Raw genomic sequence first — 14584 nt, forward strand, 5'->3', positions numbered from 1 at the left:
TAATTACTATCCCATTTGGCATCGTCAATCTACTTCAGCATATAGTCATAGTCAGGCTTTCCCACCGGCTTGTATGGTGCTGTTGCGTTCATAAACTTAGCAACAGCATCAGAGTCGCTATGAGACAGTCCTCTCAAAAGACATTGCTTCAATATAGAGTCGTAAGAAACCTTCACACCATTCTTATACAAGACATTAAATCCATCCTTGATATACGATCTCATTGTGATATGCGAAAGTGGAGCCTCCATCACGCTCTGGTCTTTCAGCCATCCAATGACTCTGTTGGCTAAAGGTGAAACAGACAGATTATTTGGTATTTCCTTCCCAGTGACAAGGTTGGTAGCTGAATGCACTTGCAGCCAATATTCACAGGCACTCATCATCTCCGGCACAACAAGCATCATAGCAATGCTGGGACTACTTTCCACTTTTCTCAGTATATTATTGTCTACACACAATGCTATCAGAATCTCAGACTGACTCACACCACCGCTTTCGTAGGATCGAGGAGTATAAATGTTACCCGAAACACCTTTGTATGAAAATGAATGGATACCATATTTCAGACAATTGACACCTGCCAGTATGCTGCCAATACAACCTTGTGTTGGAACGTAAAGGTTGATATCCGAAATGCTTGGAACTCCCTTTTGAAAATTAATCGCAAAATCCAATATTTGCTCAATATCTGTAGGAGAGAAACAACCTCCTGCTAAATTATAAACCGTTTTGTACATAAGTTTCTACACTAAATAAAATTAATACATCTTCTTCCGTAACCATACTATTTTCCGCCACGCCAATTTTATCGGCTGTCTTTCAGCCGATAAAATAAAAATGCCCGTAAGAAAATATTTTTGTTTTAACATTCCGGTTTATAGAAACATGGCAGAAGAGCCTTCTTGTCGCAGTCCTTACCATGAAGAATACATTCAAACAAGTGTTTCAGGTAATTCTGAGGGTCTATGCCGTTCAACTTACAGCTTTCTATCAGAGAGAAGGTGAATGCAGAGTTTTCTGCCGCATCCTCACTGCCAACGTTCATACAGTTCTTGAGCAGCAGCTTTACAGGTTTCATCCTTTGCTCACAGAGGTTGTTCGAGATTTCTGCTGAACCGTCCTTGAGGATATTTCTCAAGGATTTCCACTGGTTTATCGTATAGTTCACGGCCTTTCTCATCAGTTCGTTAGCCATAATCTTCGCATCCTGCATCATAATGACCACCTTATGATGGATACGTTCAAGAATCGGTCCTGTTAGCTTAAGCCTTCTTTCCTTAATCTGCTCACCGCTGAGTTTCATCATACGGAACAGGTCTTCATTTCTGAACATCTCACCGATAGGATCTATTATGTCCATCGCTGTTCTGTCTGAAGGCAGGGCATCAACCCACAACCTTCTACAATGCGTCCAGCATCCTATATGAAGCACCTTTGAGTCGTCTCCGTCAAACATCCTGTAAACCGTATATCCGTCAGTGGATATGGTTCCCATAAAATATTCCAGGAATGATTTTGCCGCATCGGACGACCTGCTGCCGTTATTATAGTGATAATAGACCATCTTAATATGCTTGGCAAAGAAAGCCCATAAGTACTTTCTCCTGTAAGCCTTACCTTCCTTTGTTTCCACTCCAACAAGCTCAGTAGTCTCATCAACCATAAGGTAATTAGCTCTCTGTACAAACTCCTTGAAGACATCTTCCATGAACTCCCTTAGTTTGGCGATTCCGTTATGGATATAGCTGTTCAGCGTGGTATTGCTTATGTGGATACCCTCTCTTGCAAGCAGTCTTATCTGTCTGTTCTCAGGCATGCTGAAGTCATATTTCAGACAAAGCAGACGGGCAAGCAGTTCAGGAGAGAAGATACCTCCAAGGTTTTTCAGCGGATGTTCCATGGTGCTTGTGAAAGTGCCGTCCGCAAGCTTTACCCTTGCCACCTTGTAAACATGCTCCACGTTATAAGCCCTTACATGTTCTATGACCCTGTATTCCCACACATCAGGCATACCGTTGCGGTTCATAAACCGTCCCCCTTCTGGAAGCGTGTAATACTCGTCCACTTCATGTACTACCACCTTGTCAACTTTCAATTTTGTTTTCCCGGCACGTGGTGCGGTTTCCTTTCTCCTTGAAGGTTTGCTGTTCTGGGCAGGTATGTTGCCGGAAGAGGTATTGCTGCCGGTTTCGTTATCATCGGTCTTATTATTATCATCCTTCCTGTCAGAACCGTCATACTCGGATTGTTCCAGAGCGGACTTGTCGAGATTACGGTTGTTCAACAGCCTTCTTTGCTCGGAAGTACGGCCGAAACGGTGTTTCCTGCTGTCCTCAAGCTGAAGTCTGAGATTGGAGATCTCGTTTGCCAGCATCCTGTTCACCTCATCCTTTGCTTCAAGCTGCTTTCTCATAAGTTCCATTTCTTTCCTGTAATGTTCAACCGTGGTTGACTGCTTTTCGATGGTATCTTTGAGATCATTGATGGTATCTATCAGATTTTTAGAGTTCTCCCTGTTGGATTCTTCAATAGACTCAAGCCTCGCAATCAATTCTTTATTCTGTTTGCGAAGACCTGCCTTTTCCTCATTCGCCAGACCCAGCTGGCAGCAAAGTAACTCGTATGCTCTTTCATCAATCATGATATAAAGGTACGAAAAATCAGGCACTTACGCAAACTTTTTACCGTTTATTTTTTATACTATCCTGTTGATAATCAGTATGTTAATATTAGCCTTTCGGACTAACGTACATCTTGTCAACTACAATGCTTTCCGTAAGATAAGCCATGTCCGACCACTGTATCCGGTAGCACCTGGAGACTTCATCAAATACAGGTTTCTTGAATTTGCCCATAACAGGACGTTTTTCGTAAAGCACATAAAAACCGCGTTCGTAATGAAGTATCTTCACAACCTTTCGGTTCCGGGACATGAACATATATACATTGGACGCATCGCTCGGGTCAAGGGACATTTCTTCCCTTATACTCTCACACAGACGGAAAATGCCTTTCCGCAAATCAACATTACCGTTAAACAGGTAATAGTTAAGGTTAGCACTCAGTCCAAGCATATCATCCTATCATTTTATTAAGCAACAGGCTCAAATCAAGAACGGTGGTGTTTCTCAGGAACAGTGTTGCGCCAGACGCCAGCTGTAACTTGATCCATTTTATTGGTGGTTCACCTTCAGGATGTTTCACGTCCAACTTCACAGTTGGACTATTGCATGGTTTCCCGGTTATCTGGACTTTGGCAACCTTGGGCTGCTCAACCTGGACTGTCTTGCCTAACTTCTCACTCCACAACTGGTGACGCTGCCAGTTCATGAACTTGTCGTAATTTACACCATAATCAGCACAGAACTCTCGAAGATCTTTGGTCTCGCTGCATAACTGGTAGAGGTCATATACCTCCTGATAGTTTACTTTTTCTTTTGCCATAATCATTCTTGTTAAAGGTTACGGCGCAAAGATATGGCGGCTAACAACTTATGTCAAGGCGGAAAATAGAATGGTTACTCTTCTTCCAATGGAGTTATTTCGTTGGCAAGCACGCCTGTACTTAAATTCACCAAGAATCCTGACACCAATTGAAAACACCTTTTCAGATAGTTCTTTGAAAGTTCCGTCTACGCTAACTCGTTCTTGATATCTGCTGATACTTCGTCCATCTACAACATTAGTTGAGTTCTGTGCGTTGGCAACGCCATCGTCTATATTGACGATACCTGCATTATCGCTACCATATAGCATGGGAATACTCGCTATTTGTAACCTTTCTCACCCTATCGTTCACTTCATCTCCAGGCACACGCTTGAGGCTAATATCGCCAATCCGGAATTTTGAAAAGGTCATAGAGATACTGCATCTTAAATATTTTTTACAGTTTAACATACCATCTGATTGCATTAAAAAGAATTGTAGTACCTTTCTTAAATCTTGCACAAAGAGAAGTCTTTCGCCCTTTATTGAAATACGGGTCAATGTGTGTTTTTTCTCGGAATATAAGCTTAGTATGCTCATCAGCCCATTCTTCAGGACGATTCAATTCTACGGGGAGTATCTTACAAGGATGCGACCTCATATAGGCGTTTATATGTGATTCATCATGAACCAATGCAATGATACCTCTATCGTAATCATCACGAATATTTACACTCAGCGTACGTACCATTTCAAGATATTCTTTAGGGCGACCACCATTAAGTCCACCCATAAAATACGTATAGTCTTTGCCATAAGGAGCAACATATGCCCAAGACTTTCTATTGCGTTCGTATGGATAGAACATTGGATGTTGATGCAGTCGTTTTCCACCCCAGATTCCCATGGAAAGTCCCGATTCATCAGGAAGAATTTCGTTTCCTATAGGCTCAATACACATTGCGTTTGCATTAAAGAAGTAAACATAATCATACTTCATTATCTCCTGCTCAGCCTGTAAGAACATCTCGAATCGAAATAGAGAATCAGCAGGAAATCCTGCACATTCCTTATGATAGATTCTCACATTTGAACGTCCATCAGCCAAATGGTCATCATCAGTCCATACGAAATATGTCTTATCTGTTTGAATCAGGAAGTTCTTCTCGCAAGACTCGTAAAAGCCCTTAAAGAACTGATTGTAACAACCTGTACAGATGTATAGGATTGCAATAGTCATAATTAATTAAAATATATTGTCATCAGAAATCTTCTTAAAGCACGGACATATTTGAATTGGATGCTTTTGCAAAAAGAAAAAAGATTTATTGAATAATAAAGACATCTGTCCAACAATTGCATTTTTTCAGTTATTGTGTATGTTTTATACACCTCCTTCATTGATATATTCTCATATACACCTTTGCGCAAGTAAACTATATAAGAACTCAACAACAAACATAAATAAATATGAGACAATTTCTTCTTATCTGGAAAAACACCGTCATCTTCTAATCTATGAAGTAGGCAAATAAATTTATCAAACTGCTGAAGACCGAGAATATATTTCTTAGCCGTAACTACACTATCACTTAATCGGTAGTAACAGTCCGGATGAGTATCGTCTATACAAGACAAGTAATTATTGTTAGACTTGGCAATGGCACGCACTCCCAGCTCCAAATCCTGCATTCTTTGAAAACTGATATCAAACCCTCCTATTTCCTGTAAAAATGATCTTTTATAAATAGGAGAAGTAACTTGCCAGACTGCATGATTACTTGCGAAAGCTGACAAATGGTCCTTGATTTTTGAATCTGTTATCACTTTCCCAACTACTCCTTTGCGAATGGTTTCCATCGAGAATACGGCAAAATCAAATCCTGTATTATCGATTTTCTGTAAACGCTCTTCAAGGCAAGTAGGAGTAAGAAGATCATCGCCATCAAGGAAAATCACATAATCTCCCTTTGCGTGTTGCAGACCAATATTTCGACAATGAGACCCCCCTTTAGGCAAGACAGTACGCGTATAAACACTTAGTCGAGAATCTTCTAATTGAAGACTTTTTATAACTTGTAGTGTATTATCTGTAGAACCATCGTCCACACAGATTGCTTCCCAGTTTGCATACGTTTGTTTTTGCAAACTCTTTATAGTCTCAGGAAGATACTCTCCACAATTATATGTAGGGATAATGATTGAAATCAATTTCATATTGTATACTTTTGTTACGGTAAATATTGAGCGTCAAAAATAGTCTTGTAAAACAAGAAACAACCATCAAAATTATTTAAATCAGTATAATTGTAGAGTAATTGCATCTTATAGAATAGATAAATGTGATTATACACAATATAAACGAATAGAGGTGCTAGACAATAAATTTTCTGATTAGAATTAAGGGTTGGAATTGTGTCACCTAAAGCAATTATGACAAATAAATAGAGAACGATTGAGAATCGTCCGTCAAGATCAAGGCCAAAACATATTATTGTAATAATAAACATAGCCAATATCCATATTTCTTTTTTGTTCTCTTGCTTAAATATTTCTTTATTCATACATATATAATAGTAAGGGAAAAGCATAAAAGAACGATTCAACATACCGAAAAATGTAGCGCCTCCAGTTTTATCAATATCCAAATATCCACCATACGTTTCCATCATTGTATCAGAAAAATTCAGCACAATAGCATATACTTGTCTAGCATAAAAAACATTCACGATCATTCCGATAACAAGTAATGCAAATAAGGGTTTAGGCTTAATTATACTAAGTCCCCTATCAACGAAAGGAAGTATGATGAACACTAATGCAGACGTATGGAAAAATCCAGATATAATCACCAATAAAGAATATGGAAGCCACATCCTCTTTCTTATATAAAACAGATCAATATTTAACCATAAAACGCAAGCTGCCATTGTACTTCGCATAGCCGACATCATGTTATATGACATTGTAGCCATTGACATAAACATAAAAAAGAACAGCGCATAATATTGTGGAGCAACATGCCGTTTGACCAGATAATATAGTACGGAACAAAACAGCAAAGTATGTACAATAACAAACTTATAGTATTTATCGAACAACTGCATGAAACCATAAAATAGAGTTTCACCAGTACCACGATTATCACCCTCTACAAGGCGGCCAGAATCCCATCTAAGGTAGTAATGCCAATAATCATTACCATACTCATATCTTAATGCAAAAAACAAAGTTATAAGTATGAAGCTGAATGGCAACACGAATTTTGTTTTTTTGCCATCATCTTTAACATACCACAACATCCCAATGATGAAAAGGCACAAAAGAAGTTGGTACCACATGTTTTAATCCTTTCGGTTTTTAATCAGTTTTGATGGATTACCACCTATAATGGAATACGCAGGAAAATCTTTGCACAATACGGTACACGCTGCAACTATACTCCCTTTTGCAACATGACGTCCAGGTGTAAACGTTACATTTCTTCCAATCCATACATCATCCTCAATTATTGTTTGCTTTGGTTCAGAATATCCTTGGGAAATCATAGGAATATCAGTTCTTGAAAAGTCATGATTACGCAATAAAATATGACAGCCTGGCCCCATCATTACATTTTCACCAATTATTATATTATGCGGAACAACACAATCTACTCCAATTCCGCTATTATCGCCAATCACAACATCAAAACCATTTCCAAATCTTGCTCCTTTTTCTATATTAACTCCCCTTCCAATTGATTTAAAAATCTTTCTACACACAATATATCTAATGGATTGAGAATGGATTAATTTCCCTAATCTTGAATGATTTATAGGCAGTTTTATCACTATACTATAATATATCTTCAGCCAAATTCTCTTCATAATATGTTTTCAATTACGTATAATTCTTTTTATTAATCCCAAGAAATTAATTAATTCACTGTTCATGAATATATATATGGATGCGAAATAAACAAAACAGGCTATTACACCGTAGACAACAGCTTGAATAATTACAGTATCAAACAACAATGGGTTTGTCGAAAATATTATAAAACCTACAAATCCCAACAAAAGTGATATACACCCTTGTTTTAAGAAGGACTTTGTAAGATCAAGAAATGATAACCCTATTGAGGGCTTTATCTCCATTTTCCACTGCAAATAATAATCAATTATTGACAACAAAACCTGTCCCCATGCTACCATTTCAATAGAATACAAAGAACAAACATATACACAAGGTATGGTAAATATCGACCGAACCCAAACGTATTTGAAAGTCAAATCTGTTCTTCCTGTGGCAACAATAATATTTCTCACTGGATTACCAACAGCAGTTCCAACAGCAGCAAGAGACAAAATAGCAGTTAGCAGCCCCGCTTCCTTATAGTTACTTCCATAAAGAACCTCAATTATTTGAACGCTTAATATGGAAATAATTGTTAATATTGGGAAAGTAAGACTTGTTAAGCTTTGCAAAACATAGCAATAAGTTTTACTCATACGTGCTTTTTCATGTTGGATTTTTGCAAATGCAGGTGTCAGCACCCTATTTACAATTGTATTAATTATTTGTATCAGTCTAAAGACGAATTCCTTGGACAAATTATATAAGCCCAAGACTTCCATTCCTAATAGTTTTCCAATAATAAGTACATCTAGCTTTGTACATAAATAATCAACAATCTGTGTGCCAGTTTGATACAATCCAATTTTTATCAATGGCAAAATTTCTTTTACTGAACAGTAGAATTGAAGCCGGATATGCTTTTGTCCCAAAACAAAATTCCACACACTCAAAAAGGCTGTTGCAAATAAAGTTGATAATACCAAAGTATAAACACCACACCCCATTATTGCCATTATCACAGCTAACACTAATGACAATATGCATGAAATGATATTTCTTATAGCCAAAATTTTGAACTGAAAATTCTTTTGTAGTACAGTTTCATATAGTTTCCCAATACCTATGAACAGCAAATCCAACAAAGATAGTGGAATTAAATAATGCAGAATAGGCTCTTTATAGAATAATGATATGGGGTGTGTAAAGCAAATAATTATAATATACAAAATAAAATAGACGGCCATTTGAATCCAAAATAGACTGGAAAACTGACGCCGATCTAAATTTTGCTTGTGCATTATTACAGTTGCAAAACCCATATCTGAAAACATTGAAGTAAGACCCAGAATTAGGGTTAAAACTGCAACTATACCAAAATCGGACTTGTCTAAGAAGCGTGCAAGGATTGATAGGCGCAAAATTCCCACAATAGAAGATACTATTGTGGAAATTGTCATCCATTTCGCTCCTGATATGACTGCGCTTTTACTCATTTCGTTAATATACAGGTGTTATCCAATTCTTTCTACTCTCCAGTCTTCCCTGTACACACTCCAGATATTTCATATGAATCTTTTTGGTCACCTCACCCTGTTCGCCGGTACCAATCTGGTAACGATCCACGGTAAAGATAGGTGTTACCTCCATAGCGCTACCGCAAAGAAATGCCTCATCAGCCATATACACCTCTGTGCGGTCGATAGTGCGCTCCTCGAACTTCAGTCTCAGTTCTTCTGTAGCAAGTTTAATGATGGTGTCGCGAGTGATAGACTCCAGTACACTATCGGTCAGACGAGGGGTAATCACGGTGTTTCCCTTCACCATGAAGAAGCAACTGCCAGGTCCTTCTGCTACCTTGCCCACTTCATTCAAGAAGATACAAGTATCATAACCATTACGCAAAGCTTCACGCTGCCCCACACGACTGTTGATATAGTTAGCACCACACTTGATGCGAGGGCTCAGGTTCTCGTCCGAGATTCTGCGCCAACTGGTGATACAGCAGTTCAGTCCCTTCTTGTTGTACTCAGCACTGGTGCGACCACGCGGAATAGGTGCCACAAACATCTCCACAGGACCCTCAGAGCCCCAGCTGCCAAAGCCATCTACAAACAAGGTCTGACGCACGCTCAGGTTCTCATCATACTCATTGGCCTTCACTACATCAATGAGTGCCTTCTTAAAGTCCTCCTTGGTATATTTCAAGTCAAACTGAATCAGTTTAGCCGAACGAATCAGTCGCTCATAGTGCTCGTCCAAACGGAAAGCATACAACTGCTTCTCGTCGTCATTCCAATAACAAGGAATGCCCTCAAACACGTTTAGTCCGAACTGTGAAGTAGGTGCCAGCACATTGACCTTTGCATCATTTACATTCAGAATCTCTCCTTTAAACCAGATTCTTCTATTAACTACATCGTATTTCATAATCGTATATTGTCTGAATTATTAGTCAAAATTAAAAGTGTGGAACAAATCGTCGAACACTTCTCCTCGCTTGATTACCTCGGTCTTCTCTCCGCAAATGTCCAGCACAGGGAAGTTAGGCAAAATGAATGGCGGTTTCATCACTAATGAGTAACTACCACAGTTGCTGATCACGATAGCATCCTCATGTGCCAGTTTTCCGTTGTAGTTGTTATAGAGCACATCGCCCTCAATGCAGGTAAAACCTACAAAATCCAAATCTTTGTACTCCTTCTGCTCGCCTCCCATGGTAATCACCTCCATAGGCGGATTAATGCCACTCATACTGATGTTCTTTTGGCTTCCCAATACGGTAGCCATCCACTTTCCGCGAACGCACTTGATGGTCTTAACGGTTCCAACGAACTTCATGCAGTCGCCTACTACAGCACTTCCCGGTTCAATTAGAAGCTCCGGCTTCACATTTTTGTCAGCAAAATAATCTGCAAATATCGTAGCAGTAGCCTCTGCATAAGCTTGATAGTCAGGAATGTCATTCTTAAACTGAGCCTTCAGCGAGTCAGCCATCTTGCCGAACAAGCCGCCTCCGACGTCGAGACGCTCAGGGATAATTCCAATGCGGTCAATCAGCTCTACCATACCCTTTGCACGAGCAGACCAGTATTCTATCTGTCGCTTTGCAAAGTGACACTGGAAGTTGATGAAGTGAACATTCTTCGTGGTGATCACGAACTCCAATACCTGCTGGAAGTCCTCGCTATCCACATCAAGTCCGAAACGGCTCACCACACCATCCTGTACATCATAATTACAACGGATACCAAGGTTCAGCACCTTGTCCGGATGACGCTCTGCAATCGCCTTCACTACCGCCAGCTCCTCCACAGAGTCGATATTGTCGGTACCGCCAGCCACCAGAAACTCCTCCAGCTTCTTTGCATTCTTGATCGGACCATTCCAAATGATGCGCTTAGACTCCACGCCCACTCGGAGTGCAATCTCAAGCTCCATCTCTGATACCACCTCAGCATAACCACCCAACTCGTTCACAATCTTGCAGAACTTTGGCGTATAGTTGGTCTTGTATGAATATGCAATATTGAAGTTGGGATATATTTTGCGGAAAGTATCTTTCAACTCTATGAAGTTGTTTCTAAACTGCCCACTATCCAACAGATAGAAAGCATCACCATATTCCTTTCGGAGCTCTGCTATCTTTGTTTTATTTATTTGCATTTCTCTTTGCATTGATAATTTTTATAACTTTGTTTACACCCTCTTTTACCTTTTTAATATTTTCAACAAAATATGTTTCTGGTAACATTGGGAGGAGACTTTCATATAATCTAATCTGATTGATACCCAACTGGAACTCGTACCTCCATTTATTGTAATCCACATACTGATTATCGCAAAAACTACGAGAAAGAATGGCACGAGTAGAGCCAAGACGATAGTGTTCTGCTATCACACATTCGGCAGGCAGAAGACCTTCGCCAATCTTTGCAACACCTCCGAAACCATAAGGAATGCCTGCCTCCTTGAACTTGGCGCAAATCTGCTCTACCATTCCATTTGAAAGAGGTTCAAACATAAATGTCATTCCGTACGAAAGATGGAGATCATTCAAACCAATATGCGCTTCGTCAAATCCACCAAGAGCAATAATCTCATCAAGGTGTTCGATAGACTCCTTCGACTCGAAAAGCAGAGTTGTCTTGCATCTGCCATTCACGATACGAAGAAATGTATCAACTTCCTCAAGAGTGTGAAAAAAAGGTAACATTATTATATCTGCTCCTCTTTCAATCACCTCGTTGATTTCTGCTTCCGAACCTTTGTATATTGGATTGACACGGACCAAAAGTTCAGAGGTCGTAAGAATTTCCTTTACTACAGAAATATCCTGAAGAGTATGTCCACTCTTGACTGTATTCATGCCTAGCTGACGTGCTTCTTTACCAATCATTTCAAGATCGACCCACACTCGCCTTACACCACACTCCTCTGCTGCTTTCGCAACATTAGGATTATTTGTGATGAACATGAAATCTAAAAAACCTATATTCATAATTATTTTTATAATTGCTTAATTATATAAGCTTCGCCAATCTTGACGCCATCTATCCCATGAACACATTTCCAACATGACCTGTTTGTTAATCGCAGACATTTGCTTGTGAAGGTCAATGCTTTCTATTACATTCAATAATAAATCTGGTAAATGGTCAAAACTATTGAAACTTAAAAAATATGCTCCTGCATTTTCAATATCTTTATAATGCAGCCAAGAACCATTAATAATTACTGCATTGGCGTAAAAACACTCTTGCATAGAAGATGAGAATGCATCAGTCGTTTGTGGATGTACAAAGATATCTGTCAAAGAACGTAGAAGTGCAACTTTTTCTGGTCCTAAGAAATCAGGAATAATGCTATACTGAACTGATTTTTCATCAAGTATATGCCTTAAGTACTGAAGTCTACCTTCTTTCATTCCGTATGCAGGAATCACTATTTGAACTCCGTCAATGATAGTACTACTAATATTCTTGAGAATAGATTCAATTGCTTCTTTCTGCTGCATTTGAGGTCTTCCAACATAGCCTATTGTAATAGTGAGTCTTTCTTTTGAAAGGTTAAATGTAGAATAAGAACTCAATGTGTCTTCTTTTATTTTTTTCTCAGCAGAATCGATGTATGGAAAAAGCATATTACCATAGTCCATCACACATATTCTATTTCGTAAGCCTCGATGAAAAATTGATTTCTTGAAAAAATCATTTTTCATTGTTGCCGTAATAAATGTTATCTTATCGGCTATCCTAAGAATTGGTAATATGCAGACTCTAGATATGATTGTTGATCTATATAAATCCGATCCCCAAAAAGTTAAAATTATCTTTTTATAATTATTCCTCAACAAATATATACCAGGAGCATAGAGATGTTTGACATAATGAATATGTAAAACATCAAATGTACCTAATGTTTTAAGTTGCTTATATATTTTTTTTATCTTAATCCTATTTGTATCATTCGGTTGAGTATTTTCTTCCGTTATCATTATACCATTTTCTTGATAATAAGCATTATATTCGGAAGGTATAGAACTTATTGGAGACATTGTCAAACCAGAAACTTTGCAAGATTTAAAATCTATGGTATTCTTTATATAATTATAAATGTGAATGCTTGCAAAATTTGCTATAATCAATATTGATTTCATATTACCTTACTAATAATTATTCCACACCTGCATCTTTGAGAAATTCATCAAAGCTATGATATGGCGCTCTATGATTATTTTTCCACTCTTCATAAAATCCTCTAGTTTGATATGCTATTGGCAGCTTAAAACCAGGGTCTTCCGCATTTCCATCTAAATAAAAAGGAAATTCCTCATACATATCAAAAACTGTTGGTTTTCTTCCCGTAACTAATTGAAAACGCTTAGCATACACAAGCGCTTCTTGCCTTGACGCTACTTTCCGTCTTTTATAATACTCATCAATACTACAAATAACTTTAGCAGGCACTCCAGCAGCCACGCAATTTGAAGGAATGTCTTTTGTAACCAAAGAGCCATATCCAATGATAACATTGTCTCCAATAGTAACATTCTTGAGAATCGTGGTTTTTCTTCCGATATACACATTCTCACCAATAATTATTGGACCGCTACTTGGCAAGAAGTCATGATATAAATGTCTAAACACATTAGATGCCCCATCATGAGTCATCAAAGTTACATCATTGTTTATTTTACACTTATCACCGATCTGAATCAGTTGAGGTCTTGTTAAATCAATATCTAAAGATTTTATATTACACCAAAAAATATCTTTACCTATTACACAACCTTTTTTACGCAGATATTTTTCAAAATTACTTGGCGACCTAAAAGCCTTATATGTTTCAAATCGATGTCTCATTTTATTAAATAATTGCAATACTTTCATACTAACTCAAATTTTAACCACCAATATAATAGGTTGTTTTTTACTGTATCTTATAAATTATCTTACTTGGGCACTTTAAAATAAACATCGTTCTTTGAAATCTTTGACAATCGCATAGTTATATATCTTTTTCGAGCGTAACGATTTGAATTGAAAAGTTGTTTTAGCTTGCCCAAAAGCTAAAAACAATGAAACAAGGCAAAAATATATCTTCGCTCAACTTACAGATTTTCTTCCCCGACGTGTCTTTGACCGATTGGTAGAGAAGTACTCAGGGAATAAGAAAATCAAAACATTCACTTGTTGGAATCAAATGTTATGCATAATCTTTGAGCAACTGACTGCCCGAGACAGTATGCGTGCCTTTATGCTCAGTCTTGAGGCGCACAAGAACAAGTTCTACCACTTGGACCTCGGTTCGATAGTAATCCGTACCAATCCGGGTAAAGCAAACCGGAATAGGAATTATCGTAGCTACGATGAAGAGCATAATGGCTGAAACGAGGGATGAGCATGTATGGTGAGAGATTGACATAAACCTATACCTGATGGAGAAGGCAGATACCAATGCCTACGGTGGCTGTTCTGTAGGCTACGCGACGAAAATCGACAAAACTGGAGTAGCACATCACGCCATGGTAAGTGTGGAAGGCGAAGAACGTAATAATGTAAACAACAAGACAGACTCCAAAACCAAATGTTACTTGCCAAAAGTATTGTTCTAATTCTATACCTCCGTGTTAAAGGTAATAAACGAAGAGTCCTTTCCATAGACTGCTATACAGTCTATGGAAAGGATGTACCAATAAGGGAGTGCTCCTCGAGAGAAGTACCAGTTGCTAATCTTACGTAATAATTTCATATTATTATTTAGTTGATTTATACTGATTATAACTTGTTAACTACTCACATGAGATTGAAGCAG

17 protein-coding genes are annotated in these 14584 nt (G+C 38.3%); 2 read left to right on the forward strand and 15 right to left on the reverse strand.

Translation table 11 applies throughout. From position 1 onward, the window contains the following. Nucleotides 1–29: 29 nt before the first annotated feature. The 15 genes from Bovatus_RS05440 to Bovatus_RS05510 form a co-directional block, all read right to left on the reverse strand. Complete coding sequence (locus Bovatus_RS05440; protein WP_004295546.1) at nt 30–740, reverse strand: hypothetical protein; 711 nt, start codon at nt 738–740, stop codon at nt 30–32. 125 nt (nt 741–865) lie between these two features. Then, nucleotides 866–2644 carry an IS66 family transposase gene (gene tnpC / locus Bovatus_RS05445; protein WP_004300191.1) on the reverse strand — a complete coding sequence of 593 codons (1779 nt, stop codon included), beginning with the start codon at nt 2642–2644 and terminating at the stop codon, nt 866–868. An 88-nt stretch (nt 2645–2732) separates the two neighbouring features. Next, nucleotides 2733–3077 carry an IS66 family insertion sequence element accessory protein TnpB gene (tnpB, locus tag Bovatus_RS05450; RefSeq protein WP_004297053.1) on the reverse strand — a complete coding sequence of 115 codons (345 nt, stop codon included), beginning with the start codon at nt 3075–3077 and terminating at the stop codon, nt 2733–2735. A gap of 1 nt (nt 3078) precedes the next feature. Further along, on the reverse strand, nt 3079–3447 hold the full coding sequence (locus Bovatus_RS05455; RefSeq protein ID WP_170834904.1) for a hypothetical protein: 369 nt from the start codon (nt 3445–3447) through the stop codon (nt 3079–3081). A 48-nt stretch (nt 3448–3495) separates the two neighbouring features. Then, nucleotides 3496–3759 (reverse strand): hypothetical protein, encoded by a 264-nt coding sequence (locus Bovatus_RS05460; RefSeq protein ID WP_004299953.1) that lies wholly within the window; start codon nt 3757–3759, stop codon nt 3496–3498. A 128-nt stretch (nt 3760–3887) separates the two neighbouring features. Next, complete coding sequence (locus Bovatus_RS05465) at nt 3888–4670, reverse strand: family 6 glucosyltransferase (protein WP_004299955.1); 783 nt, start codon at nt 4668–4670, stop codon at nt 3888–3890. A 2-nt stretch (nt 4671–4672) separates the two neighbouring features. Next, nucleotides 4673–5647 (reverse strand): glycosyltransferase family 2 protein, encoded by a 975-nt coding sequence (locus Bovatus_RS05470; protein ID WP_004299956.1) that lies wholly within the window; start codon nt 5645–5647, stop codon nt 4673–4675. Nucleotides 5648–5661: 14 nt separating this feature from the next. Beyond that, complete coding sequence (locus Bovatus_RS05475) at nt 5662–6771, reverse strand: EpsG family protein (protein WP_004299957.1); 1110 nt, start codon at nt 6769–6771, stop codon at nt 5662–5664. A gap of 3 nt (nt 6772–6774) precedes the next feature. Further along, on the reverse strand, nt 6775–7299 hold the full coding sequence (locus Bovatus_RS05480) for an acyltransferase (RefSeq protein WP_004299958.1): 525 nt from the start codon (nt 7297–7299) through the stop codon (nt 6775–6777). Nucleotides 7300–7308: 9 nt separating this feature from the next. Next, complete coding sequence (locus Bovatus_RS05485; RefSeq protein WP_004299959.1) at nt 7309–8763, reverse strand: MOP flippase family protein; 1455 nt, start codon at nt 8761–8763, stop codon at nt 7309–7311. A 4-nt stretch (nt 8764–8767) separates the two neighbouring features. After that, a complete protein-coding gene (locus Bovatus_RS05490; RefSeq protein ID WP_004299960.1) occupies nt 8768–9697 on the reverse strand; it encodes a branched-chain amino acid transaminase in 930 nt (309 codons plus the stop codon). Nucleotides 9698–9718: 21 nt separating this feature from the next. Continuing rightward, nucleotides 9719–10933, reverse strand: a complete 1215-nt coding sequence (locus Bovatus_RS05495) for a type III PLP-dependent enzyme domain-containing protein (RefSeq protein WP_052587986.1) — start codon at nt 10931–10933, stop codon at nt 9719–9721. After that, nucleotides 10920–11768: an aldolase/citrate lyase family protein gene (locus Bovatus_RS05500; protein WP_004299962.1), complete on the reverse strand. Its 849-nt coding sequence runs from the start codon at nt 11766–11768 to the stop codon at nt 10920–10922. Before Bovatus_RS05500 ends, Bovatus_RS05495 begins: the two co-directional genes overlap by 14 nt. An 18-nt stretch (nt 11769–11786) precedes the next feature. Beyond that, complete coding sequence (locus Bovatus_RS05505; RefSeq protein WP_004299963.1) at nt 11787–12926, reverse strand: glycosyltransferase; 1140 nt, start codon at nt 12924–12926, stop codon at nt 11787–11789. Between the two features lie 16 nt (nt 12927–12942). Next, the gene (locus tag Bovatus_RS05510; RefSeq protein ID WP_004299964.1) at nt 12943–13659 is read right to left on the reverse strand and encodes an acyltransferase; all 717 of its coding nucleotides are present in this window, start codon (nt 13657–13659) and stop codon (nt 12943–12945) included. A gap of 256 nt (nt 13660–13915) precedes the next feature. On the opposite strand from Bovatus_RS05510, the gene Bovatus_RS24595 reads away from it, so the two are divergent. Then, entirely contained in the window at nt 13916–14158 is a 243-nt protein-coding gene (locus Bovatus_RS24595) for a DUF4372 domain-containing protein (protein ID WP_230202240.1), read from the forward strand. A gap of 49 nt (nt 14159–14207) precedes the next feature. Next, a complete protein-coding gene (locus Bovatus_RS25465; protein WP_004299965.1) occupies nt 14208–14384 on the forward strand; it encodes a hypothetical protein in 177 nt (58 codons plus the stop codon). Nucleotides 14385–14584 lie beyond the last annotated feature (200 nt).

The organism is Bacteroides ovatus (assembly GCF_001314995.1).
Lineage (GTDB): Bacteria > Bacteroidota > Bacteroidia > Bacteroidales > Bacteroidaceae > Bacteroides > Bacteroides ovatus.

What these genes read in the sequence shown, in the direction of transcription:
- Bovatus_RS05485 (WP_004299959.1), bottom strand. Translation starts at nt 8,763, where the DNA reads ATGAGTAAAAGCGCAGTCATATCAGGAGCGAAATGGATGACAATTTCC.
- Bovatus_RS05455 (WP_170834904.1), bottom strand. Translation starts at nt 3,447, where the DNA reads ATGGCAAAAGAAAAAGTAAACTATCAGGAGGTATATGACCTCTACCAG.
- tnpC (WP_004300191.1), bottom strand. Translation starts at nt 2,644, where the DNA reads ATGATTGATGAAAGAGCATACGAGTTACTTTGCTGCCAGCTGGGTCTG.
- Bovatus_RS05465 (WP_004299955.1), bottom strand. Translation starts at nt 4,670, where the DNA reads ATGACTATTGCAATCCTATACATCTGTACAGGTTGTTACAATCAGTTC.
- Bovatus_RS05490 (WP_004299960.1), bottom strand. Translation starts at nt 9,697, where the DNA reads ATGAAATACGATGTAGTTAATAGAAGAATCTGGTTTAAAGGAGAGATT.
- Bovatus_RS05470 (WP_004299956.1), bottom strand. Translation starts at nt 5,647, where the DNA reads ATGAAATTGATTTCAATCATTATCCCTACATATAATTGTGGAGAGTAT.
- Bovatus_RS05475 (WP_004299957.1), bottom strand. Translation starts at nt 6,771, where the DNA reads ATGTGGTACCAACTTCTTTTGTGCCTTTTCATCATTGGGATGTTGTGG.
- Bovatus_RS05495 (WP_052587986.1), bottom strand. Translation starts at nt 10,933, where the DNA reads ATGCAAATAAATAAAACAAAGATAGCAGAGCTCCGAAAGGAATATGGT.
- Bovatus_RS05480 (WP_004299958.1), bottom strand. Translation starts at nt 7,299, where the DNA reads ATGAAGAGAATTTGGCTGAAGATATATTATAGTATAGTGATAAAACTG.
- Bovatus_RS05460 (WP_004299953.1), bottom strand. Translation starts at nt 3,759, where the DNA reads ATGCTATATGGTAGCGATAATGCAGGTATCGTCAATATAGACGATGGC.
- Bovatus_RS25465 (WP_004299965.1), top strand. Translation starts at nt 14,208, where the DNA reads ATGGAGAAGGCAGATACCAATGCCTACGGTGGCTGTTCTGTAGGCTAC.
- tnpB (WP_004297053.1), bottom strand. Translation starts at nt 3,077, where the DNA reads ATGCTTGGACTGAGTGCTAACCTTAACTATTACCTGTTTAACGGTAAT.
- Bovatus_RS05500 (WP_004299962.1), bottom strand. Translation starts at nt 11,768, where the DNA reads ATGAATATAGGTTTTTTAGATTTCATGTTCATCACAAATAATCCTAAT.
- Bovatus_RS05505 (WP_004299963.1), bottom strand. Translation starts at nt 12,926, where the DNA reads ATGAAATCAATATTGATTATAGCAAATTTTGCAAGCATTCACATTTAT.
- Bovatus_RS05510 (WP_004299964.1), bottom strand. Translation starts at nt 13,659, where the DNA reads ATGAAAGTATTGCAATTATTTAATAAAATGAGACATCGATTTGAAACA.
- Bovatus_RS05440 (WP_004295546.1), bottom strand. Translation starts at nt 740, where the DNA reads ATGTACAAAACGGTTTATAATTTAGCAGGAGGTTGTTTCTCTCCTACA.